At 29.6% G+C, this 25,173-nt stretch carries 17 protein-coding genes and 5 pseudogenes; 2 read left to right on the top strand and 20 right to left on the bottom strand.

Annotation, left to right across the window (positions count from 1 at the left end; genetic code table 11):
- Positions 1-3: 3 nt before the first annotated feature.
- Positions 4-270 (top strand): annotated as a pseudogene (locus CLOPA_RS25560) (IS3 family transposase); the annotation flags it as partial.
- Positions 271-514: 244 nt separating this feature from the next.
- On the top strand, positions 515-946 hold the full coding sequence (locus CLOPA_RS08570) for a hypothetical protein (protein ID WP_041710846.1): 432 nt from the start codon (positions 515-517) through the stop codon (positions 944-946).
- Between the two features lie 564 nt (positions 947-1,510).
- Here CLOPA_RS08570 and CLOPA_RS24300 read toward each other — a convergent pair.
- The 20 genes and pseudogenes from CLOPA_RS24300 to CLOPA_RS08480 form a co-directional block, all read right to left on the bottom strand.
- Positions 1,511-1,645 (bottom strand): annotated as a pseudogene (locus tag CLOPA_RS24300) (NAD(P)H-dependent oxidoreductase); the annotation flags it as partial.
- 221 nt (positions 1,646-1,866) lie between these two features.
- Positions 1,867-2,295: an ATP-binding cassette domain-containing protein gene (locus CLOPA_RS08565; protein ID WP_242834320.1), complete on the bottom strand. Its 429-nt coding sequence runs from the start codon at positions 2,293-2,295 to the stop codon at positions 1,867-1,869.
- Positions 2,296-2,404: 109 nt separating this feature from the next.
- Entirely contained in the window at positions 2,405-3,274 is an 870-nt protein-coding gene (locus tag CLOPA_RS08560) for a hypothetical protein (protein WP_015615030.1), read from the bottom strand.
- 205 nt (positions 3,275-3,479) lie between these two features.
- Positions 3,480-3,719: a hypothetical protein gene (locus CLOPA_RS26040; protein ID WP_242834285.1), complete on the bottom strand. Its 240-nt coding sequence runs from the start codon at positions 3,717-3,719 to the stop codon at positions 3,480-3,482.
- A 114-nt stretch (positions 3,720-3,833) separates the two neighbouring features.
- Positions 3,834-3,977 (bottom strand): annotated as a pseudogene (locus tag CLOPA_RS26035) (polysaccharide deacetylase family protein); the annotation flags it as partial.
- Positions 3,978-4,401: 424 nt separating this feature from the next.
- Positions 4,402-6,423, bottom strand: a complete 2,022-nt coding sequence (locus CLOPA_RS08550) for a glycosyltransferase family 39 protein (protein WP_015615029.1) — start codon at positions 6,421-6,423, stop codon at positions 4,402-4,404.
- 701 nt (positions 6,424-7,124) lie between these two features.
- Positions 7,125-7,286, bottom strand: coding sequence for a hypothetical protein (locus CLOPA_RS24960; RefSeq protein ID WP_155241887.1), 162 nt, complete (start codon positions 7,284-7,286; stop codon positions 7,125-7,127).
- A gap of 45 nt (positions 7,287-7,331) precedes the next feature.
- Positions 7,332-9,761, bottom strand: a complete 2,430-nt coding sequence (locus CLOPA_RS08545; RefSeq protein WP_015615027.1) for an LPXTG cell wall anchor domain-containing protein — start codon at positions 9,759-9,761, stop codon at positions 7,332-7,334.
- 1,203 nt (positions 9,762-10,964) lie between these two features.
- Positions 10,965-11,402 (bottom strand): protein-export chaperone SecB, encoded by a 438-nt coding sequence (locus CLOPA_RS08535; protein WP_015615025.1) that lies wholly within the window; start codon positions 11,400-11,402, stop codon positions 10,965-10,967.
- Positions 11,403-11,404: 2 nt separating this feature from the next.
- Positions 11,405-11,803 carry a hypothetical protein gene (locus tag CLOPA_RS08530; protein ID WP_015615024.1) on the bottom strand — a complete coding sequence of 133 codons (399 nt, stop codon included), beginning with the start codon at positions 11,801-11,803 and terminating at the stop codon, positions 11,405-11,407.
- A 14-nt stretch (positions 11,804-11,817) separates the two neighbouring features.
- Positions 11,818-12,369, bottom strand: coding sequence for a hypothetical protein (locus CLOPA_RS23670; RefSeq protein WP_015615023.1), 552 nt, complete (start codon positions 12,367-12,369; stop codon positions 11,818-11,820).
- A gap of 582 nt (positions 12,370-12,951) precedes the next feature.
- Positions 12,952-13,992 (bottom strand): hypothetical protein, encoded by a 1,041-nt coding sequence (locus CLOPA_RS08520; protein WP_015615022.1) that lies wholly within the window; start codon positions 13,990-13,992, stop codon positions 12,952-12,954.
- A 17-nt stretch (positions 13,993-14,009) separates the two neighbouring features.
- Positions 14,010-15,065: a phosphodiester glycosidase family protein gene (locus CLOPA_RS08515; RefSeq protein WP_015615021.1), complete on the bottom strand. Its 1,056-nt coding sequence runs from the start codon at positions 15,063-15,065 to the stop codon at positions 14,010-14,012.
- 579 nt (positions 15,066-15,644) lie between these two features.
- Positions 15,645-16,171, bottom strand: a pseudogene (locus CLOPA_RS08510) (DedA family protein).
- Positions 16,172-16,317: 146 nt separating this feature from the next.
- Positions 16,318-16,908, bottom strand: coding sequence for a zinc dependent phospholipase C family protein (locus CLOPA_RS23665; RefSeq protein ID WP_015615020.1), 591 nt, complete (start codon positions 16,906-16,908; stop codon positions 16,318-16,320).
- Positions 16,909-18,232: 1,324 nt separating this feature from the next.
- Positions 18,233-19,576 carry an FAD-binding oxidoreductase gene (locus CLOPA_RS08500; RefSeq protein ID WP_015615019.1) on the bottom strand — a complete coding sequence of 448 codons (1,344 nt, stop codon included), beginning with the start codon at positions 19,574-19,576 and terminating at the stop codon, positions 18,233-18,235.
- A gap of 235 nt (positions 19,577-19,811) precedes the next feature.
- Positions 19,812-20,633: a hypothetical protein gene (locus CLOPA_RS26460; protein ID WP_015615018.1), complete on the bottom strand. Its 822-nt coding sequence runs from the start codon at positions 20,631-20,633 to the stop codon at positions 19,812-19,814.
- 121 nt (positions 20,634-20,754) lie between these two features.
- Positions 20,755-21,351, bottom strand: coding sequence for a recombinase family protein (locus CLOPA_RS08490; protein WP_015615017.1), 597 nt, complete (start codon positions 21,349-21,351; stop codon positions 20,755-20,757).
- A gap of 282 nt (positions 21,352-21,633) precedes the next feature.
- Positions 21,634-21,780, bottom strand: a pseudogene (locus tag CLOPA_RS26025) (PC4/YdbC family ssDNA-binding protein).
- Between the two features lie 8 nt (positions 21,781-21,788).
- Positions 21,789-25,136, bottom strand: coding sequence for a DEAD/DEAH box helicase family protein (locus CLOPA_RS08480; RefSeq protein ID WP_015615016.1), 3,348 nt, complete (start codon positions 25,134-25,136; stop codon positions 21,789-21,791).
- Positions 25,137-25,173: the final 37 nt, after the last annotated feature.

Genomic DNA, 25,173 nt, shown 5'->3' with positions numbered 1-25,173 from the left:
GATTACTGCAGTCATGAATATCAATCATTCTTAAAAAGTCACAAAATAATATGCAGCATGAGCCGCAATAATGCCTGTGCTGAAACCTTCTTCAGTACAATAAAATTCGAAATGTTATACCAAAAACAATACGCTACGCGTGAAGAAGCACGTCGTGATATATTTTGGTACATAGAAATTTTTTATAACCGAAAAAGGAAAAATCAGGCCTTAGGATATATGACACCATCTCAATTTAGAGATAAATATAAAATTTTGTTAGCATCTTAGAAAAATTCTAATTGAATTTTCTATGATGTGAAAACAATAGTAATATTGAGATTTAAAGAGAATACCTAACTCTGAAGTGTCCTTTTTTTCGGGAAAAGCTCAACCTTTAATACGTGATTTGATTTTCAAGTCAATATCATCTTCATCTTTCATTGAAAATTTATTTTCGTTAATCCATTTGTCAATTTCAATTTTGCATAATTTTACCAACTTCAGTTTTTATTCGGACTTTGGTAAAGAAATCATGAATTTATATAAACTAGCTTTCATAGAAAAATTAAAGTTGAAAAAAACAATTAAAAGAATAAAAATCTTTAATGATGACGGTAATAGTGATGGACATAAAATTTTAATCCAAACTCCCAAATCTAAAACAAGTAATAGAATTGTACCTATCCCTTCAAACCTAATAAAAATAATTAAATCTCATAAGTTAAAACAAGATGAGGAAAAATTAAAAGCTGGTGATTCTTATAAAAATAATAATCTTATATTTGCTACTGCAACTGGTAATCCAATAAGTAGTAAAAATTTATTTATGAGATATAAAAACTTGTTAATTAAGGCTGAAATTGAACATAAAAAATTTCTATTTAAATTTAACAATCCAATATATCAGCTATATACGGCTGTTAAACTTCCGAACCCACCCACAACCAAAGGTTTTGCCTTATAGCAAACTACAGTTTTCTAAAATTTACTGTAAGCATTGATCTTACTAGCTTTACTAACTACTGCCTTCTAACAGAAACTATAGTTTTCTAAAACTAGTGTGGGAAAATAAAAAAATAAGCCAGTATACAAACTCTGTAAACTAGCTTATTTAAAGCTTTGGTAGCCCCAACGGGAATCGAACCCGTGATTTGTTTTTATATATTTTTATTTTTCTGCACTTTCCTATAAATGTTGATATTACTAACTTTACTTACTTCTGCTTTCTAAACAAAACTATAGCTATCTGAAACTTTTGTGGGAAAAGTGTGGGAAAAATATAAAGGTAGCTTATTAAGTTAAATAAGCTGATTTTAGACCTACTGATTACGAATTAGTTGAAACATAAAAAAGTTATGAAATTTAAAATTATATAAAGTGATGTAATTATTGATATTAGTAGCTTATAAGCATTTAAAGAAATATCTTATAAAATAAAAAAATATAATTTTGCCAACAAAAGTGCCAACATATAATTTGTTCCCTATACTTCGTCCTGTAAGAAGGTTGCCAATTAACTTAATCTATCTCTAATAGACTTATTTCCTACATGAATTATTTCTGTTTCTATACCTTCTCTCTCAAGTTCATCAATAACTATTTTTATTCCATGATAAGTATTTCCTGCTTTAGAATGACTTCCATTAAAAGCCACAACTTTCATTAAAAATTCCTCCCTTTATAAACTGTTAGTGTAAAAAATTTTACACTAACCTAATACAAAGAGAGGGAGAAAATTATGAATAAGTGTTCAACAAAAAGGTGATTCACATATTCAGCTTTTATACTCAGCGTCAAAAGTTAACACTCTCATGTTTCAAAAATCACATCTATTAAAAAGAGAGTTTGTTATGTTAAATTTTGATTTCTACAATCCAACACGTATTATATTTGGTAAAGACAGGCTTGTTTCATTCCCAAAGAAAATTTTCTTACTTTTTCATGTTTAAACTTAGTTAAATTTACTATATCTAATATACTATTAATTTCATTTTCATTTATTTCTTTATAAAATCTGGCTACAAATTTCAAGTTATTGTAAGCACTCATGTATTCATAAACATCTGCTGTCTCTATAATTGAACCTACATTTTTTAAAGCTTCTTCAAATTGTTTTTTTAAGTCATTTTCTAAAATTTGAACTTTTCCACTGTCAAATCTATTCAAAGCAGTAATTGCTTTCATTACTGTAGTCTTACCTGCGCCATTTGGTTCAAGAAAACCAAATACATCTCCACTATAGACTTTAAAACTTATGTTTTTTACTCCACGCCCATTTTTATATAGCTTAGTTAGTCCCTCTACCTCTAGCACTTTTTTCAACGTAACACCTCATTCCATTATTTATATTAAAAAATAATGTTTTAGATATATGTAAAAAAACAACTATCTAAAACATATCTTAATCTATTTACTATTGGAGTTATTCTCCAAAATGTGAGGTTATAGTTTTTACTTGTTTTCCATTCAAGTCAACTTTATCTGGAGTTGTATTATTAATATTAGATAAAGTTAAGTTTATATCAAATTTAATATTATGTTGTTTTCCATTTGCATCATCACCAGATAATACAATTACAGCAGTTTGATCTGTAATGACATCATTTTTATTTATATCTCCATTTGAATTGATACTTTCAATTTTTATATTACTTTGAAGCTGTGGTATAACATTTTTTAAACTATTTAAATTGACTTTATTGTAATTTACTGCTTCATTATCATTTCTAATCAAGGCTATAGAAGCTAATGCATTTGACAGCGGAGTTATCTCACTAGAATTTAAATTTATTGAATCTTTTTTTGTACCATCTGTATTACCAGTTACACTAACTTTATTTTGCATACTTCCCACTAGTGTATCCATTACCACCTCAACACTCTTGGATACAGCAGGATTTTCAACTTTATCTTTTCCATTTATATTTTTACTGCCATTTTGTTTTACAATGTATTCGTTACTATTATTGTCCTTAGTTATACTTTTTCCATCTTGCTTATAACTATTAAAAGTTTGCGTATCACTTCCTGATTTTACCGTAGTTACACTGCTCATAGCATTAGCATTTAAATTCAACTTAACGTTTGAATTTGCATTTATTATGTTATTTCCATTATCAGATACTGCTAACTGTAAATTAATTGTCCCGTTTTTTAAATTTTTAGTATCATTCACAGCTCCCTTAAATGATTGATATCCAGATAATTGTGAAGCATTTACAAAAGCTGTTCCAAACAATAAGATACCTCCCAAAGCTAAACTAGTTACTATTGCAGTAGATTTCTTATTCATAAAATGTACCTCCTAATTTTAAAATTACACTTCTACATTTATATTGTATATAGAAAATATTAAAATCAGATTAAATATATTAATCTTTCTCTCAGATTAACATATTATACATATTTTATAGACTAAATACTCTTTCTTAAAATATATTGGAGTAAACTTATGAATTAAATTAAAATTATTAAGGATACAAAGTGCGCTTGTATCCTTAATGATTAGAAAATATTTCATTAATCATAACAAACCTATAACCATTTCTTTTTAAATAAGGCAAAACAAATTTTAAAGCATTAATTGTTTTTAATGGAGATTGTTGAGCGCCTCTTCCATCATGTAATAATACTATATCTCCAGATTTCACATTATTAATAAGTTTATTTTTAATATACTCAACAGTTACCCATCTACTCCAGTCCATAGCATGTATTGACCATAGTACAACTTTCAAATTATTTATTTTAGCATAATAAAACGTTACAGGATTAAACATACCCCAAGGAGGTCTAAAAATAGCATTTATATGTTTTAAAGAATGAAGTCCAATATAATGTCCATCCTCTTCAATACGTTTAATTATTTCTGGATATTTTCGTGCTTTTTCCGCAAGAACAAAAAAAGTACATTTTACATTATTCTGTTTGAGTACATCAAGTAAATCAAGAGTATATCTTGGATCCGGTCCATCATCAAAAGTAAGAGCAACTATTTTTTCTTTCGATTAAACTTTTTTTATTATTTTTTTGAGAATTTTCTATAATATAAATTAGGTAATACAACATAGACTACTACTATACAAAAAATAAATAATTTCATTTCTCACACGTCTTTCTATCAATGTCCTATTATTTTTTAATAACATTAGAAATTTTACCTCTCTAAATTAAATACTTTTTACCTTTCCATAAGGTTCTCTTACTCCATTTTATTATCTTATTATTTATAGTTTTTTACTATATATAGAATTAAATATTAATTCTAAGATATGTGATGTAAAAACTTGGAGTAATCAAAGCATTCTTCTGAAAAATTCTAACACAAATATCTAATATAAATAATTTGGCAATACCATTAAAGTATTTTAACTCCTTCTTTACTTACACAATTTAAATTAAGATAATACATTGTAAATACTATAAATTACTATTAATTGTTTTTAAATCATATAACTGCACTGAATTATTTATGTTAAAATTATAATGCTTTTCATTTATTTTATATAAATAATCTATAGTTCCAATAAATTTTGAAGAACTAATGTTCCACTTGTTTTCTGGTACAATCTTACCATTTTCTTTAATGTAGTTTTCTATATCTTTATTTCCATTACCTTCCGGATAGGTCATTGCATATCTGATTTCACCGTTATCTACTAACTGTTCTAACTTTTCTACAGTAATTATTTTATCTCCACCACTAAAGCCACCATAAGCCATTGCAGTTTTACCCGTTTCAACTATTATATACGATGCATAAATACTAGCAGTTGGAGTTGCTAATAGATACTTTTGATTTCCATTATTCTCTTCTAAAAATTGGATTAATTTTTTATTTGTACTTATGGTATCACTTATTTTATTATCAAATAATTCTAAACCCACTATAGGACTTCTACCGCTCATTGTATGAAACATTGGAGTAATGGACCATACAGTTGGGGCAATCAATAGCCCTACAAATGCAAAAATTAAAAATTTTACTTCGTATTTAATGACACTTTCATCTTTAGCCACTTTTGCCTTAACAATACTAAATATAGACAACAAAACCAAAGGTAACAAACTGAAAATTGCAGTTAATATGATGACAATTTTATAGGAATCATTGTTAAAATTATATGATAAAATTAATATTTCCAATAGTGCATTTATTAAAATGGTAAAAAATATAATATACTTTTTCCAATTACTATTGTTACAAAATAATTCCATCATTGTTAGTAATCCAATTCCAACTAGTGCAGAAATAGGCGGCACCATTGTTATAAAATAATAAGGCTGAAATACTCCATAAGTAAAGCTGAAGTATAGAAATTCTGTAACAAACCAGATAAACCAAAATGTTGGCAAAAGTTTTTTATTATCTTCAAAAGAAAATTTTATTTTTTCCTTTACCACAACTGCTATAAAACCTAAAATAGCAAAAGGAATTAGCCAACTAATTTGATCAGACAAATTATTTTTAGAAAAAAACCTTGTTATACCTAGTTTGGAACTATAATCTTGTTGGATATTTTGAGTAAGAACTTCTATGTTATTTTCTTTCATATTACTAAAGGCTGTGTTTTTAGATTTTACAGGGGTATTTTTATTATATTCTTTAGAAGCTTCATAATTCTGCTTGTTGCTACTTATTAATGCTTTAAGATTTATTCCAAGTCTCTTGAATCCATTATAACCCAGAATAAGCTGTATTTCTGTGTTATCTTTACTACTTCCAACATAAGGCCTGTCTATAGGCGCTACAAAATCAACTATCAAAGCCCAGGATAAAGAAACTATTAATAAAGCTATTGTTCCAATTGAAAGATGAAACATTCTCTTTTTTATAGATATTGACGAAAATAACATATATGTAATATATATAGCTGGCAAAATCAAGTATGCTTCTGCCATTTTTATATTAAAGCCAATACCAACTACAACTAAGCATAATACAATATATTTGCCATTTCGTTTTTCAATGGCTAATGCAAAAAAATAACTTGCTGTAATCAAAGCTAGTGTTAAAATACCATCTATTGTATTGTTTCTACTTGTAGCTACAAATATTGGAGTTACTGCAATACAAAATCCAGAAACTAGTGCCGGTAAGGTACCAAAATACTTTTTTACTATATGATAAATTAATGTAACAGAAATTACTCCAGCTAAAGCCTGTGGAAAAATTATACTAAACCCACTAAATCCAAATATTTTAGCGGAGATTGCTTGAAGCCAGAATCCTACTGGCGGTTTATCAATGCTTACAAAACCAGAAGGATCAAATGATACAAAGAAGAAGTTCTTTAGATTCACTGTCATACTTCTTACACCAGCTGCATAATATTCATTACCATATCCCTCTATACCCAAATTTGAAAAATTTAATATTCCGGATACCATTAAAATTATTATCATTGCAAAAGTTTCTTTTGTAAATTTTATTCTTTTCATTTTTCCCTCCCTAAATTGCTTTTTACACAAAAAACTATTAAACTCGTTTAATTAACGCATTTAACTAACAGCAACAATTGTATTTATTTATAAATTAAGTATATTACTACAATATTAGTATTTCAATTCTACATTTTAATAATTTACAATAAATACATATTATTCCATATTTTGAAATTAGTACTTGCTATAAAATTCAACACAAAAATATTACTATGACATAATTTATATGTATAATGTTTTGTTTTCTTCATGGTCGTGCAGAATAATCTTTATACAAATTTAATTAAATATTTTAAATATTAATAATTAGCCATTTTAATTATAACGGATACCTGACACACGTGTAAAAATAGGCCACATGTTGGAATTAATATCCATCATGTGGCCTTAGTTAGTAAACAATATACGAATAAAACGCATCAAATACATATTATTGTTATTACTACTATTAACATTTTCTATTTATATTAAATGCTTGAAATTTAATACTTTTAATAATGTATAAAAATCCAACAAAAAAACTTTTTACTGATTTTTTTTAAAACTTTTTTTATTTATAGTACCTGCAATAATCAATCTTTGAGTTCCACTCTAGTAGGTGTACAAGTTACTAACGTTATTTGGCATCCTTGTATTGATTTAAAACTGAAATTGGAATGAAATTCTCAATACCCGTGCCAAGCTTACTTATCTTGTAATTATTCTCCAATTGTACTACTGGATTTATTATAATTATTAATAAATTTATTTTGAACAGAACGAGTTTTGGCTTTCATATAAATAGCTGAATTTATTGCAATTATCTCAATCAGTACCATTAAAATACCTACGAATCTTTTAAGCATTTTATTAATTCTCATATCTTAAAAATTAGAGCAGAGAATGCTCTGCTCTAATCTTAATATTTATTCTATTACAGTTTTTTTCTTAAATATAGTCCATAAACCATCAACAATCTTTTTCTTAAAGATAATCAATAAACCAACAGCAATTAAAATTACTCCTGCTATTACAAATACTGTAGTATCCAGTGTACTACCAGTCTGTGGCAAAGTACCTTTCAAAGCACTTTTGGCTACAGTTTGTGTAGCAGCAGTAGGTGCCTGTTGTGTTTGTGTAGTAGTATTAGTTGGTGATTGCTGTGTTTGTGTAGCCGTATTAGTTGGTGCTTGCTGTGTTTGTGAAGTGGTATTAGTTGGTGCTTGCTGTGTTTGTGGTACAAACAATAAGCCATGAGGGCTCTTCATACCAAAAGCAACTGGAGTAATTATACCCGAAGTTAAATCTATAGTTCCAACAAAACCACCTACTCCTGAATCATTAGGTGCTGCTACAAAGGCTGTGCCTTTTGTAAAATTACCTGTAATTGCATATACCTTATTATCCGCAGTATCTGTTACATATAAAGTACCCTGTGTACTTGTTGCCCATGCCATATCATCTATCTGATCTCCTATAGGAAGACAAGTATTTACCTGATTTGGTGTTCCTATTTTATCTATAAATATAAGCTTTGAATCTCCTTGATCATCAAGAACTACTTGTCCTGCATATTTAGAACTCTCTGCAGGTACTATTTTATTTGAATCTGGATCTGACATATTTAAGGTTACCTTTGCTCCTGCTGTTGCACCTGGAGTAGCATCATTTGCTGTAGCATTATCCATTAGTACAGGAGTTAAGGTCGCTGTATTATCAGGATTTATTACAGCTTGAAATAAAGCTGCTGTTGTAAAATTTCCCTTGCTGTCTGCTTGCGGGTTTGAAGCTGATATGTAAATATTTCCGTTTTGTATTGCTATACTGTCCGTTCCGCCTGCTGGTAAAGTTTGCCCTGCTACTGCTTTATAAATTATGTGCTGAACCTGTTGTGCCCCCGCAGCAGATGGAGTGATAATGTACATACTTGAATTTCCATCTTCATTTACCGTTGCTATTAGACGATTGTTTGCAGTATCTGCTGTAAGTCCATCGCATTTTCCTGTTATATTCCAGCTAGCTATTGAATTTCCTGCCTGATCATATTCTTGAATTGTGCTCTGTGTTTGTCCTGATGAAGCTGCTGCTCCATCTGATCCTACACCATTTTGTAAGCCAATAAATATATTTCCACCCATTGTGGTTATATCATCCGGTTGTTTTGTACCTGATGATGTACCTTGCGCAAATACTTTGCTAGTTAATGAACCTACAGTTGGAATTGCACCAGTTAAAGGTGGAGCTTGAACTGATGAGTTTGAAGGTACAAATAATAAACCATGAGGGCTTTTCATACCTGCAGCAAAAGGAGTAATTATTCCTGAAGTTAAATCTATAGTTCCAACAAAGCCGCCTACTCCTGAATCATTTGGTGCTGCTACAAAGGCTGTGCCTTTTGTAAAATTACCTGTAATTGCATATATCTTGTTATCCGCAGTATCTGTTACATATAAAGTACCCTGTGTACTTGTTGCCCACACTATATCATTTATCTGATTTCCTATAGGAAGACTAGTATTTATCTGGTTTGGTGTTCCTATTTTATCTGTAAATATAAGCTTTGAATCTCCTTGATCATCAAGAACTACTTGTCCTGCATATTTAGGACTTTCTGCAGGTACTATGTTGTTTGAATCTGGATCTGACATATTTAAGGTTACTTTTGATCCTGCTGCTGCACCTGGAGTAGCATCGTTTGCTGTAGCATTATCCATTAATACAGGAGTTAATGTCGCTGTATTATCAGGATTTATTACAGCTTGAAATAAAGCTGCTGTTGTAAAATTTCCCTTGCTGTCTGCTTGCGGTGCTGAAGCTGATATGTAGATATTTCCGTTTTGTATTGCTATACTGTCTGTTCCGCCTGCGGGTAAAGTCTGTCCTGCTGCTGCTTTATAAGTAATATGCTGAACCTGTTGTGCCCCTGCCGCAGATGGAGTAATAATGTACATGCTTGAATTTCCATCTTCATTTACCGTTGCTATTAAACGATTGTTTGCAGTATCTGCTGTAAGTCCATCGCATTTTCCTGTTATATTCCAGCTAGCTATTGAATTTCCTGCCTGATCATATTCTTGAATTGTACTCTGTGTCTGTCCTGATGATGATGCTGCTCCATCTGATCCTACGCCATTTTGTAGACCAATAAATATATTTCCACCCATTGTGGTTATGTCATCCGGTTGTTTTGTACCTGATGATGTACCTTGTGCAAACACTCTACTTGAAAAACCGCTTAAAACTGGCACTACATTGGTTTTTACACTTTCAGCAAACACATTTGAACTTGTGCTAAGCAATAAGCTAATTGCTGTCACAATACTGAATATTTTAAAAAGTGTTAAATTTTTTTTCATAGATATACCTCCACATTATATATTTTGCTAAATCTGATATTATTAATCCTCAGCTAATAATATTCTCAAATTGTTAGTTTATTGTTAAGATGGGTTTATGTTTAAGTTAATTATTTATTTCTCAATATTTAATGGACTTACTTTTCTCCAAATATTAATATAAATAATGGACTATACTCAAATTTCAGTACACATATGAGTTAGATATTATAATATGGAGGAAAAAGAAAGTGTCAAATAACGTTAAGAGGCATAATAGTCAGTTTAAAACTGATGGAATAAAGTTGGTAAATAAAGAGAGTAGATCTATAAGTGATGTTGCAAGAGATCTTGGTATATAGGATGAAACAATTAGTAATATTGCAATTTAAAGAAATTAACTGCAGCTGAAGATTAAATAATTTATTTATATAAAGTATTTAATTTTAATCAGCTAATTAATCTAAAAACAATACACTTTTGTTTGTAAATCAAAAATTTTGGAGATTATTATAAAATTTTTCTTTCATATATAAGGATAGGCGTTACATCGTTACTAAATATTATTTCATTAACCTGAGGAAGCCTCATAAATAGCATGGTAAGTAGATTTGAATCCACAATCAATATTTTTGTAGCTCAATATATGCTGTTTTTCTACATTTTTAATTGTAACTTAATTCCTTTATTTAAGCCATTTTTAAGATTCTAGTTAAATCTAGTTTTATATAATTATTATATAAAGTACAACCAAAATACAACCGTTTTCTTAACTGCTATTCCAATCAGATTTGTTTTATATTTATTCTCATTTGTTCTCAAATTTCTTCTTATTTTACATAGCAAATTTTTAGTATAATATCTATTAAAAAATTATTTTTCAATTATATTTGCCAACAAATCAACTTTATAGACAATTCGCAAGAAATATGAAAGCCCTTGAAACTTAGTGTTATCAAGGGTTTTATGGTGCTCCCGACAAGATTTGAACTTGCGACCTACTGATTACGAATGTGTATCATTGCTTATTTTATATGATAGCATCTTATTGTAACCCCTTACAAATAGCCATTGTATGAAATTTACTTGTTGTACTTTTTTATAAAATTCAGTGATATTTTGCATTAATAAATCCCAAATAAAACCCAATGGGATTTATTATTTAGTGAGTTTTATTTTATAGTAATAAAACTTAAAAAGGTATGTAGTTCTTTATATTATCAACTACATACCTTTTTCCTTTTGCCTTTTATTATTTTTTTTATCCTCAAGATATTTTAGAACATTTATCGGGGGTAAAATCACTGTCCCAATATTGGCATTTGAACTATATACCGATATTAAAGCTCTTAAATAAGGAAATAAAATTGCAATAGAATTTTTCTCAGCAAAATAAACTTTATTTTTTTCGTCTTCTTGTGAATCAACTTCAAATAATCCTACTATCCTTACTTTCATAGTAAATGGATAGTCATTTTTTTCTGCTTCAGGAAAAATTGTTATTCCTAAATGCAATATAAAATTATTTTCCTCAAAATCGCACTGATTGTCTATGCTAAAATTAATTTTTTTATCTTCTCCTGAGTAATTGTAATTAGTATTAAACTCTATATTTTCCACTATATAATTATTAAATCTTAACGTACTATTTATATCTGCCATATTTATGCCGCCTTTGATAAATCATCTTTAAATATATTATCTTTTTGCTCATTTATTTTAGCCATAAGATTTTCTATTTCTTGTATAATTATTTTTATTGAATGATTTTCTTTATCAAATTTATTTATATCTTCATAATTTATTGTACATGAACTATGAACTATATTTTTACTAGTAGAGAAATTATTTTTATTAAATCTTATTGTATTTGAAACATACTTCTCTATTAATTGAACTTTTGGCTTATTCGGCAATAAAATACTAAAACCTTCGCCAACATAATCTTTTTCGTTATAAACTTTTTTGTCTATATTTTTTTCTACAACAATAGCATCAAATTCATCTTGCGTCATATTCTCTAACTTATTTATACATTTATTTATTTTTTGTAAAGCATTCATAATATCAACTCCTTTTATGATTCTACTTTTCTATTAACTACGAACCCATAATTTCTCGCACAATATATAGCTTTTAAATTGCAATCAATTTGAGGACCGCTATAACTTTCTTTATTAATAAATGTATTGGTTTTATTATGGTTGATATCATAGTTACCAATACCCTTAATCACTTTAATACTCTTCATATCTTCAAAGAATTCTATTAATTTATCTATCTTAATACCTAATGGTTGATTTTCTTCTTCTTTTTTCTTTTTACAATACAATTTCCAAAGATATTCTAATCCATTTACAATATTTACATCTGTTAAGTCTAATAAATATTCTTCGTCTATAAATATATTACTACTTACCTTAATATATGTTACATTAGGTTCTTTTTTAATTTTTTGTTTCTTCCAATATTCTGCATTTGAGTTATTATCCCAGAAATACATTCCAAAACCTAACCAAAATTTATCCTTACTTGTTATTAAATACTTTTCTTCACTTATAAATTTTAAACATCTCTCATTGTCATTTACATGGTATCCCTTAACATTCGTTCTCAATTTATCACTCATCAAGCAGACCTACCTATATTATAATATTCCCATAAAATATTATTGCTATACTTATGCATAGCTTGTACATCTATTTAAATTAAAAATCTCAACTACATTTTGTAGTACTTCTGTAAAACAATTGTACAACAATTAGTATACATTTTGCAATCTTTTTATTGTATTTTGCAATATCTTTTGATAGACTATAAGGGTTGTCTAATTGAATAGAGGTGAAAAGCTATATATCTAAGTCTTAGGATTTTTGGTATTGAATTTACCATATGCATAAGAAAGATAAGATAATCTTATGTGTCACTTCCCCACATAAAATGTTAGCCTTCTAATTTTAGACATAAGATTATTTATAATATATAAATAATAAAAATTTAACATAAAAAATCAATACATGATTCAAAATCAAAGTAATCATATACAGCATATTAGCATATATTTACAAGGTTGATATACTATATTAAGTTAATTATGAAATTTTCTCAATTAAAAATCATCATCTTTACTTATCATATATTCAACTATTAGCCTGTCCAATTCGCAACTAAATAGACAAATTTTTAAATAGTGTTCATTATTAATTTACTTTTAGAAAGATTTTATTGTAAGCTTGTTGCCAATTTTTGAAACAACTGAATTATTGTTTAATTCAATAAAGCTACCTGAAAAAGTATTCCTTTTGTTATCCTTTATATCTGTAATGGTGTCTTGATTTTTATCAACTACATACACATTATTATCTGAACTTATAACAACATCATTAGTATTTACTAAACCTCCTGTGTATAATTCTTTCCATGAAGAAGTATTTTCTGTAAGCTTTCCATAATAAATCTTACTAATTTGTGATTTTCCAACTCCTATGTAGAAATTATCATTATTATCTGAACCCAAAAGCGAACTCCTGTAAACTCCTCCATTTAAGATTATTGTTTTTTGTGGTGTATAATTACTACGCATTCTATCATAAGTTAAATCCTCATATACCAGTTGATCATCATTAGATGCAACTGCTATATTGCCAATATTTCTTGTTACCGTACTTACTCTAGTAAGTGTCTCATTTCTATCAATTCTATATATTCTGTCTAATACGCTACTATAGCTTACCTTTGCATAGAGAACTCCTGTCAATTCAGAAATTTGCAAATCAACACTTTGGCCTGCCGTCACAGCATCTTCTTTTTTGCTTTCATAATTATATATTTCAGCTTTTGCTTGTTTATCAGCATCATATGAGAAAAATTTTATTATCTTTCCGCTACTGCCATTCAACTTTTCAGCTATAATCATTCTGTTAGTCCCTGGAACCCATTTATAGGCCAGGCACTGTATACCCTTTGTAAAATTTATCTTTCTTTCTTTTCCAGTAGTAGTATCCACTATTTTTACAAGTCCACCAGACATATATGCAGTATATGTAAAATCATCGGATAAAGATATATCCTTATCCGTATTGGTAAAAGTTACATTAGGTTTTATTTTATTTATTTTATTTACGCTGTCTATCTTTGTAACCTTTATATTTCCTTCAGGAGAAAAATAAAAATTATTTAAATATAAATAAATTGAACATTGTATAACCAATGAAATAATAATCCATGAAAAAATTCTTTTAGAAGCTGTCACCCTATAATCCTCCTCTTCTATTTTACGTATATAGCAGTTGGTATTGGTCTCTCACCAAATTTATCACTTGGGTTGTTCTGAACACTCCCATTGTAATATAAAGTGGTTGAGGCTCCTCCATCAAGATTAACTGCGTTTATTGCACCCTGATCCTTCATAACTTTTTGTACATCTCCAATAGTGGCTCCCATTTGAAGTCCCTGCCTTCCATCTATAGCAAGAAGAAGTATTGACCCATCCGCTCTTTGTCCTATAGCCGTTCTTGGATTAGCTCCTTGACTATCTATTGGTCTTCCCTGGCTATCTCTAGTCTGAATTGTTCCATTTACTATAAGAGTAGGTCCAAAGCATATAGCTTCTGTAACTCCATCTTTTAATAATTCATTAATACTATGATCACCAACTATTAGCTGCCCATTACTAGTAATCCCAGCCACTCCTATCCTTTTTACATTGTAATCTATATTATCGGTTGGATAGATAAGCTTTCCACCAGAAATTATTATACCTGTAGGTAGCGCTCCCGTTCCAGTCCATGTAGCTGTAGAATTATTAGCTTTATCTTGGAATCCTCCTCCATTTATTGCTGCTATTGCGTTGTTATTCTTTGCTATCTGACTGGTTGTTTGACCTACAGTTCCAAGCTGTGATGAATATCCAATTTTAACTCTTGTTGGATCATGAACTACTAACATTAATCCTGTAAACTTTTTCCCATCAATCTTTTCTAATTCTATATTATTATCATGATTTCCAATTTTTATCTTGTTTAAGTCCTGTGCCAATGAACCAATAGGGCCAGCATTACTATTACTATTGCTATACAGTATGTCATTAATTTGTTTCTGTGATAAAAAAAGTGTGGCAATATATTGGTGACTCATTGTACTCATAGCTTGACCTACAATCATCTTTTTCAAGGTAGAAAATGGGCCATAATAAACTATCCATGGTGCTGTAGCAATACCAAAAAAAAGCTGGAAAATTATAAAGTATATTAAAAGTTTAAATTTTTTGACCTTCCTAGCTCCATTTCTTCTTAAATTCACTTCATTATTAACTCTATTCTTCATATTTGTACCTCATAAAAATATTTATATAATTTATTTTAAAATGCTTAATTTATATTTTATAACATTTTCAACAACCTTTTATTTACAAACTATATATTTTTTGTAAATAAAAATTTAATATACCTACCATTAATCCAGATCATTGTTTATAATCAATTTTCTTTAAGATATATATAGATATTTTAGATTTACAAATTTTCATTAATTTATTTTAAAAGCAACAGTATTTCTACCAGTACTATGTCGGAAGGTTTTTTATCTATAAATGTATGTTGTCAATGTACATTTTTATAATGCTATTCCTAAATTAAAATTTGATTAAAATTACTGGTCTCAATTGTAGCTATTATTTTAAATATAAATTAATAAATTTTTAATATAGAAAAAACACCAGTATTTCTACTAGTGCTCTTCTATAGGTTATTTATACAATAAAAAAGGGGTAATCTATGTTTATATAATATCTATCCATTGTTACGGTTTCTTTTCAATATTATGTCTATTACTTTAAGTATGAATTAATAGACTTTGAACATAATGAATACATTCTAGTTCTCTAATTGTGGTTTTTCCAGATTGCTATTCACTTACAGTTTTTTTCCTTGTTACTATTTTATAAAGTATAAATCCAATTATAAGTATACCCATTGCTATATCTGCATAATGGTAATAGGAATGTATAGTTTCCCAGTTTTCACCCATTATGAAACCTAAATAACCTAAAAATACACTCCATATCGCAGAACCAGCTATAGTATATAATACGAATTTGGGAAAATTCATCTTAGCTACTCCAGCGGGTAGTGATATAAAGGTTCTAATAATTGGGAGAAGTCTTGAAAAGAATATTTTTCTACAAGAGATCTTCCACCGCGTGCACCTATTAAATATGCTATAATGGAACCCACAGTCCCTCCTAAGGTACCAGAAATCATCATAAGTATTAAATTTAAATTACCTTTAAAACTTAGATAGCCACCAAAGGGTAAAATAATTTCACTGGGAATTGGAATACAGGCACTTTCAAGCAACATACCTAAAAATGTACCCAAATATCCAAGTTTGCCTAATATAGTTATTATATGTCCTATCAAATCTAACACAATCCTTTCTTTTTTATGTAGAAATAAATTAATATATTATCTTTTAATAGTTTAAATAGAAATTTTCCATAATAATTAAAAAAGTACTAATTATATATTGAATCTTCACATCTTCATCAACTAACTTTAACATTATTTCGTGAATTTTATTATAGTTCTATGAGTTTTTCTATATAAATATTATTTAAGCAATTGTATACAATCAAATAAGAAGCAGCAGTACAAATTTCTACAGAGTAAAAGACATCTTTGTTTATGCTAGGTTTACCGTTCATATATTCAATATGCCTGAGTTCTGCATATTCTTTTATATTCATACTAGGGCACTTTGCAATTGAATTTATTGTGTCGTTACAAATTTTATTTAAATCAATTTTATAAAATTCTTGAGCAAGTTTATTTTCATAAAGTAAATGAGGAACTAAACGGCATGCTTTTTCATTATTATGAGGAAAGCAGAAAAAATCAGTAAGATAATGATTAATTACTCCCAGTTTTACAGAAAAAGTTTTTAACTCCTTATCGCAAGCTGGTAAATTATATTTTTGTAAAGAAGCTATCATATCCATTATTATATCAAATGAATCATTTTTATAATGTGGTATTGATATCATTCTAGGATCTATATCTGGTTTAATACTCCCATATCTAAAACTATTAAAATCTATCGTGATATTAAAATTTTGTTGAATAATCTTATTAATATGCTTGGCTATTAACATATGAGTTTGGATAAACATAAACTAACATCTCCTATCCTATTTTAAATACTACATCTCCTAAATTAAAATTTGATTAAAATTGCTGATCTCAATTTGTAAATATTAATAACGGCATAGAAAAATGTAATAGTATTTCTATCGGTGCTCTTGTATATGTTATTTATACAAAAGGATACTCACATAATGAGTACATTATACAATAGCTAATTTAATATTTTTCATTGCAGTTCCTTTAAGGATATAACTACCGTAATTGTTCTATTGGATTAATGTTATATTACATTTACCTATACCAACCTGGCCAATGTATCCATTTTGTATACATCATGTATATATTGTCTATCCTTTGACTGCCCAATTAAGCTGACGATTTGTTCTCAATTTGCACATTCTCTGTATCCATTGGTATTACTGGGCTAGATCCAATTTGATTTTGATATGTTTCATAATTGAGAATAGTAATTAAAGTATATTGCTTGGTCTGTTATATTGAATCATTATTACCATTATTATTTATTGATGTTTCACGGTCTGTTTGCGGTCTGCGACTCCTGTGTATCCCTTGATATATCTTGCTTAGCACCGGTTTGACTTTTATATTCTTATGAATTTATATCCTTATTATTTGCTTCTATAATGTTTCTGTGTCGCTTTTATAAGTGCTTTGTTACCTCTTTGTTAGTTTGCTTTTGTGTATCTTGATAAACCTCCCAGTTTTCTATGGTTATAAGCCTTCCTGTCTTTGTTGATTGGTATGTTAAAATTATTATAACTATTTCTTAATTATCAACAAACAAATAAAGGAAAATTAAACTATCTAAAGAATGATAATATAATTCAGGGAGTGCTCCTATAGGGTGGAGAATAGGTTAATAGAATTTACAATGTAATCGAAATTCCTGAAGATCTAGTAACTTTTGAAATAAAACAATTGGTTAATGATTATAAGGAATATAGGAAAATATCCAGGTCTAATGCAAAAGATATTTAAAGGCGTAATCGAAAGTTACTCCTTTTTTTATTAAATCTTTTTATTTAGAGAAAATCTCATTCCGAACATTTTTTACTATACAACGGCATAATTACTATATAAATTCATACAGGCTAGTAAATTATCACAAATTAGTGGATATGACAGCCTATACATCTACCAAAACCTTATCTAAATCTATAAGCCTAAGGACAAAGCTTATAGTCATACCCACAGATACTAAATGTCCAATTAATTTTTTATACTAATAAAAACTTTGTAAGGATATTTTCCTAAATTTGTTTATATTATTTTGCGGACTTCTTGTAACAACTTTTTATTACATTTTAATCATAACTTCGTAGTAAGATACTAAGCAGGCGGGATGCTCTGTGGAAATTTGAAAAAGTTCTTCGGATCATATTTAGCCTTTATCCTTTTTAAGCGTTTGAAGTTGTTACCATAGTAAGCATCTGGCCAGTTTTTGATTGAGAGGTCTTGCGTATTCACATAAACGTAACGGGTAAATGGGATCATAGCTCTGTAGAAATCCTCCACCCAGTTAAAACCCAATGCAGCATCTTCTGGCTTATCCCAAGTAGTAAAGATTGACATGTTCGACAAAGCTTTACGCTGGAAGTATGCCGTAGCTGTACTCGACACTTTTGCCACTGCTCCGCCCAAACCATGGAAAAAAACAGTTGACGGTGAAGTTGGTGCCTCGTTAATAAAGCGTTTGATCGTAGAAATACCCTTGTCTGGTAGCAAATGATAGAGATAAGGACCTACACTCTTGAAAGGTAATGGAGTTCCCGGTTGAGCAGCTGCTATTCGAGTGGCAGCATCAATCCAAGGTATCTCTTCAATAGTCACATTTTGTGGTGAACCAGCATGAAGCAAAGGCTGCATTAAGCGTTCCAACTCTTTAGCCGAACCAAGGAATACTCCCTGCATTAATATCGCTGGCTGCAATCCTGAAGATACCAAAAGAGTAGGAGTCAAACGTTCATCAGCATCAGGGGTAGTATAGTTCTGCCAAATTTTTAGCACCGACCCAAGGTCTTGTAAATCATCCCAACTGATTTCAACAAAGCCGACAGTATCAATGTGGTGTGTTCGAAACTTAAAAGAAGTGCAGACGCCAAAGTTACCTCCTCCTCCTCCTCGTGATGCCCAAAACAAATCAGAGCGATGATCGTCACTAGCATGGATCACGCGGCCTTCAGCATTGACCATTTCCAGTTCCAGCAGATTATCAAGAGTCAACCCCCACGGACGGGATAGAATACTGTGTCCGCCACCCAAAGTAACACCACCAATACCAGGGGTTGGACAAACTCCACTCGGCACTACCAAACCTTCGGACCATAACGCATTGTATAAAGCAATGTTCCGTATGCCAGTTTGCACAGTGACGGTGTTACGCTTATGATCAACTTCCACTACCTTATTCATATCACTAACGTCGATTACGATGCCAGCGTCTACAACTGACAATCCTTCGTAGTTGTGGCCACCGGAGCGAATGCGGAGTGGCACGTCCCTATAACGAGCCCAGTGTATGGCGTTGACTACGTCCTGAGTTTTTTGTGCATAAACGATTACTAATGGAAATCTATTAAAGAAAGTATTGAAATCTCTGCGGTCGATGTTGTATTGTGGGTCCTTTGGTAAAACGATACGTCCAGTTAATTCTGGTTCCTTGCAATAAATCATACAAGCATCTCTCCTTTAATCTGTTGGTGTTTTTAAAATTCCCAGTACATATTATGTTAATCAACACAAAAATGTGTTAATCAAACAGATAAGAAGAAAAATATTAAACAGAATAAAAATAAACTATTGAAAATACTCTGTTTTATTAATATTTAAATTAAGTTTTCATATTGCTTATCTATAATCATACTTATGTTGATTTTTAGATAAAATTATAATATTTGATAAAATTTGATCATCTAGGTGTAAAAGATGTTTGGGCATCTACTGATTGTCCATTAGAATTTATATTAACCTCTACATCTACTGGATATCCTTTAGTTGCTCTGCTTATATCAAAGACAACCGCTCCATTTCCATCAGAGCCTATTGTTATAGGTTTTGGAGAACTTGTTGTTTTATAATTACATGTTACAGTTCCGGTACCTCCTGCTGGTCCTTTTACATTGATTGTTACTCTTTCATTAGTATGAGGTGTTGGATCACTTACACTCGCAGATATTGAAACATTTTGTGGTGGTGCAGGCGTTGGAACAGGAGCGGGCACTGTGGTTGCAACTTGTTTTGGTGCAGGTGCTGGAGCTGGTTCCTGTTTCTTCTCCGGTTGTTGATTTGTACTAGGTGCTGCTGCAGAATTCGTCTGTACTGTAGTTGTATTAGAACTTGAATTCTGTGAAAGTACATTGGCGTTATTTGTAGCAGTGTTATTTGTAGTATTGGCTGAATTAATAGCCTCATCAGTCTTATTTTCACTGGACTTTGCATATACTTGAGATACGTTTTTATTAGAATTTGCTGTATTATTCTTAGGTAGTGCACCACATCCAATAAAGAATACTATAATAGCTGAAACAAGTATTATGATAGGTTCTCTTCTTCTAAATTTAAAAGCTTTAATACCATAGAAGAATATAAAAGGTAATGACAAAAAAATTATAAAAGTTCCCAATCCTCCTGCCAGCATTATTAAAGTTAGTAAGTAATAAATACAGGACACAATCATTTTCCACTTAGTGCTTGTCCTGAAACCAGGTATAAAATTTAATATTTTTTTCATAAGCTCACCCCTAAATCATTAATAATTTGATACAATTGTAACAAATTATTAATAATTCTACAATACATGGATAAAAATATAATATTTTGTAAGTTGCCTATGAAATTTTCATTATATAGACTTAAATATCATATTCTTTAATATATCTGTAAAGAGTAGATCTGCTTATACCTAATAACTTTGCAAACTCAATAGCTGTTATCTCTTTGATTTTCCATCTCTTATAATACTTCTCAAAGTTATCTGGAATTGTTCTTTCTGGTCTACCCAACTTAACACCATTATCTTTTGCAGCTTTCAATCCTTCTTTTACTCTGCTCTGTATTTTTTCTCTTTCCTTATCAGCTATATATGAGAGGAATCCAATAAGCATATTATTTATAGTATAATCTAATTTATCATCACCAGTATCTATTAGAGGTGTATCCAATATTTTAACCTTAATATTCCTTTCAAAAAAGTATTGCAATTCCTTAGGTGTATCCATGAAGTTACGGCCTAATCTATCAAGTTCTTTTATTACTAAGATATCACCAGGCTTTATTATTTCTTTTAAAACTTTATATTGTGGTCTATCAAAATCCTTTCCACTTGCTTTATCCTCAAATACTGCATTAAATTTAATTTTATTTGTACCTTCATATTCCCTTAAAGCTTCATGTTGCCTATCTGTATTCTGTTCCTTAGTTGATACTCTTATATAAGCAAATATTTTCATATTAACCGCTCCCCATGAATTCATTTATCATGGTTTTATTATATAGTGTATCAATAAACCTATCAAACCACATAACACACTTTTACAACGAATTATCAACATTTATCTCTCTTTTTATCTTTATTTTTATATGTATCATTTAATTATAGTTTTTTGAAACAATTAAATCATATCTTTATTAACTGTAAACTTGGAAATTAAAAAACACCAAATACTGCTGTACCTAGTGCTTTAAACTAATTATAAATTCATCTCATTGAGTATATCTTTGAGCTTATTCAATTATTCTACTGTTAAAGTAACTCCTTTACCAATTTTCTCATGTTCAGTTGCCTAATACCTAATATCATACTTAGCTTCTTTGTCATTCCAGCTTATTAAATTTAATTCTTTCTTCCATCCTTTTGAGAATTCACAAAGAACTAACAACTATTCTCCTATCCTACTTCCTCAGCATTTATCTTAATGTTAGATACAATGCCCATAATTTTTCTTGCCTCATCCATATTATCTTTAAATAACTCTGTTATAGTGCCCACACTTCTGAATGGATCTTCTATAAGAACTCTGTTATCCTCAATAAATCCATTAACTACTACATAATCAACAATTAGCTTTACGAAATGCATCTGTTTTATATTTAGGTTTTCATTATTTAAAAATTGTGAGAAAGCTTCATTAGCTGCTTGTCTATCTAATCCTACTATTTTTCTAACTAATTTGTTAACTGGCATGTCACCAAATTCTTTTTCATAATCAGCAGGAGAACCTAGTTCTTTCCACATCAAATTTTCTAATGCTTTTAAATCCTGTTTTGTGAGCTTTTTATTATTTCTAAGTTTGAAAATAGCTAGTTCATCCTTATGCTCCTTAAGATAGAACTCAACCTTTTTTCTATAGTTTTTAAGATCATTAGCGTTATAAAAAGCTACACCTCTATCTTCTCTAACAATTAAATCCTCAAAGTGTGTAGTATATATCTTCTGAGTTTCTTTTTGGAGATACTTCAATAGTTCCCTTAAAGCTTCTCTTACAGTATCTAATTCAAAAATATCTGCTGACTCCCAAAATTCATCTGTTTTAACTTTCTCTATAATATACTTTTGAGATTGTACCTCAGGAATTGTTCCAAGCTTTGAAAGTTCCTCTGCAGTTTGGATTACACTTTTAATAGGTTTTGTTGCATTTCCATTTTGAAGCTTTGCAAGCTGTATTGTAAACATTGTTACATCAAATCTTTTTGCAAATTCATCATCATTTAAAGGCATTATTAATGAAGAAATGTGTTCCTTAATTTCATTTACACTTAAGGTACCAAGAGCAGCCCATTCACTAGCTTCTTTATATTTATGTACAAATTTTAGCTCCATTCTTACTCTAAAATTATCTTCATTTAATGTATTAATATTTAGTGTAGCTTGCTCCACCAAAGCATCTCTTAAAGTTTTATATTCATCATCTTGGTATTTTAAGTCTTGAAGCTCCTTTATAAAATCTAGCTTTAAATTAAAAATTTTTTCTGTAAGGCTTTTTCCAACAGATCCTTCAAAGCCTTTAGGATTTACTCTAAAAAAATCAAAATTATTACAGAAGTCAAATACTAAGAATTTTTCTTTATCCATTCCTATACCTAAAAGGTCAGGACAAAGTCTAGTACCTCTACCAATCATTTGCCAGAACTTAGACTTAGATCTCACCTTTTTAAAGAAGACTAGATTTAATATCTCTGGAATATCTATCCCTGTATCAAGCATATCTACGGAAACTGCAATTTGAGGCATTTTCTTTTTATCTGAGAAATCATCTATTAAGGTATCTACATAATTAATTGAATAATCAATTTCCTTACAGAAACCACTACCTAACTCAGGATATATTTTATTAAACCTATCAACAATAGCTTTTGCATGTCTATTGTTCTTTGCAAAAATTATTGTTTTTCCTAACTTATCTCCACCTTCAATTTTAAGTCCATTTTCCATTAACATATTTAAAACTAAGTCAATAGTATTATCATTAAATAACCATTCATTAATTGCGGCGCTTGAAATCTCTTCTCCTATATTTTCATCATCATCAAAGGTATCTTCATAGGCTTCCTTATCCTCATCAGATAAATCATCATATTTTATGCCATCCTTCATTAGCTTGGACTCATATTCTAAAGTTTCATAGCTTACAAGGAATCCATCTTTTACTGCCTTTTCTAATTCATAAGCATAGGTTGGTGCTCCACTTTCCAAGTCAAATATACTATAAGTATTTTTATCAATCTCATCCTTTGGCGTTGCAGTTAATCCTAAAAGATAAGCATCAAAATAATCAAATATAGCTCTAAATTTTTTATAAATACTTCTATGAGATTCATCTACAATTATTAAATCAAAATGTCCTGGAGTAAATAATCTTTTCCCATCTTTGCTCTTTGTATCATCTATTGCATTCATCATTGTTGGATAGGTGGAAAATATCATTCTAGACTCCTCTGGATTATCCTTATTGTCCAGTAGATTACAAAGTGCTAAGTCCGGTAATAACTTTGAAAAGTTATTTTTAGCTTGCTTCACTAAAGCTTTTCTATCTGCTAAAAATAATGTATTTTTAACATAATTATGTCTTGTTAAAACATCTACTATTGATATAGCTGTTCTTGTTTTACCAGTACCAGTAGCCTTAACTAAAAGCATTTTTCTTTGTTTATTTTCTAAAGCTTCACATACAGAAATAATTGCTTCCTTTTGATAATATCTATTTGTTATACTATCCTTTATTTCAAGATTATTAAATGATTTTCTGCTACTCCTTCTGTCTATTAATAATTGAAGCTCTTCCTTTTTAAAGAAGCCATAAACCCTTCTTTCAGAGTAACCATTAAAATCATCCCACAAATAAGTTTCAAAACCATTGGTGAAGAATATTATTGGTTTTTGAGTAAACTTCTTTTCTAAGCAATCTGCATAAAGCTTTGCCTGCTGCTGACCTACCTTTGGATCTTTGCTGCTTCTTTTAGCTTCAACAACAGCTATAGGTTTACCATTGGCACCATATAATACATAATCAACCTTCCCTGCTCCACTATCATTAGGCATTCCTGTAACTTCTACTTCTTCTCCAATATCCTTACCAAAATTCCAACCTGCAAGTTTAAGCTCAACATCAATGTATCGTTTTCTTGTTTCGAATTCGCTTATATCATCTATACTAAAATCATAACTTTCAGTGTTAGACTTTCTCTTCTCTGTTAATTCTTTTCTAAGTTCTTCATTTTGTTTTATTATTTCGTCAAGCTTTTTATCCTTTGAGCTTAGTTTCTCATAAAGATCTTTAAGCTCCTCTGGTCTCGTTCTCTTTTCTTCACCTTGTAATAGAATATCTTCATTAAACTCTCCTGCTGTGTATTCATCAGCATAGCAATAATCAATCCATGAAATAAACTGATGTAAATTATGTAGTGCAAGAATTGCTTCTTCACGCTTAATATTAGAATTTGTATGAACAGCTACATTGCCAAGACTAACTATGTATTTTAGTAACCTTAACATCTTTGAATCTACAAGGATAATAAAGCTATTGTCATGTATTAAACTTGACAAATTATCTTGATAAGGCAATTTCAAATCTTCATCAAAGCTATATAACCATTTTACAGATAACTCCAAAGCCCTTCGTGTTAAAATAGCACAAGTAGCCGGACTTACTAATATACTTTTTTCAGCTTCTAAACATGCTGCTGTGAAGTTTTTAAAAATTTCTTTCTCAGTTAAAAAATTAAAGTTACCTGACATATTCATCCCCCTAAAAACCACTTTAAATATTTATCAA

The organism is Clostridium pasteurianum BC1, assembly GCF_000389635.1.
GTDB classification, from domain to species: Bacteria; Bacillota; Clostridia; order Clostridiales; family Clostridiaceae; genus Clostridium_I; species Clostridium_I pasteurianum_A.
This window is presented reverse-complemented; position numbering and strand designations above follow the sequence as displayed.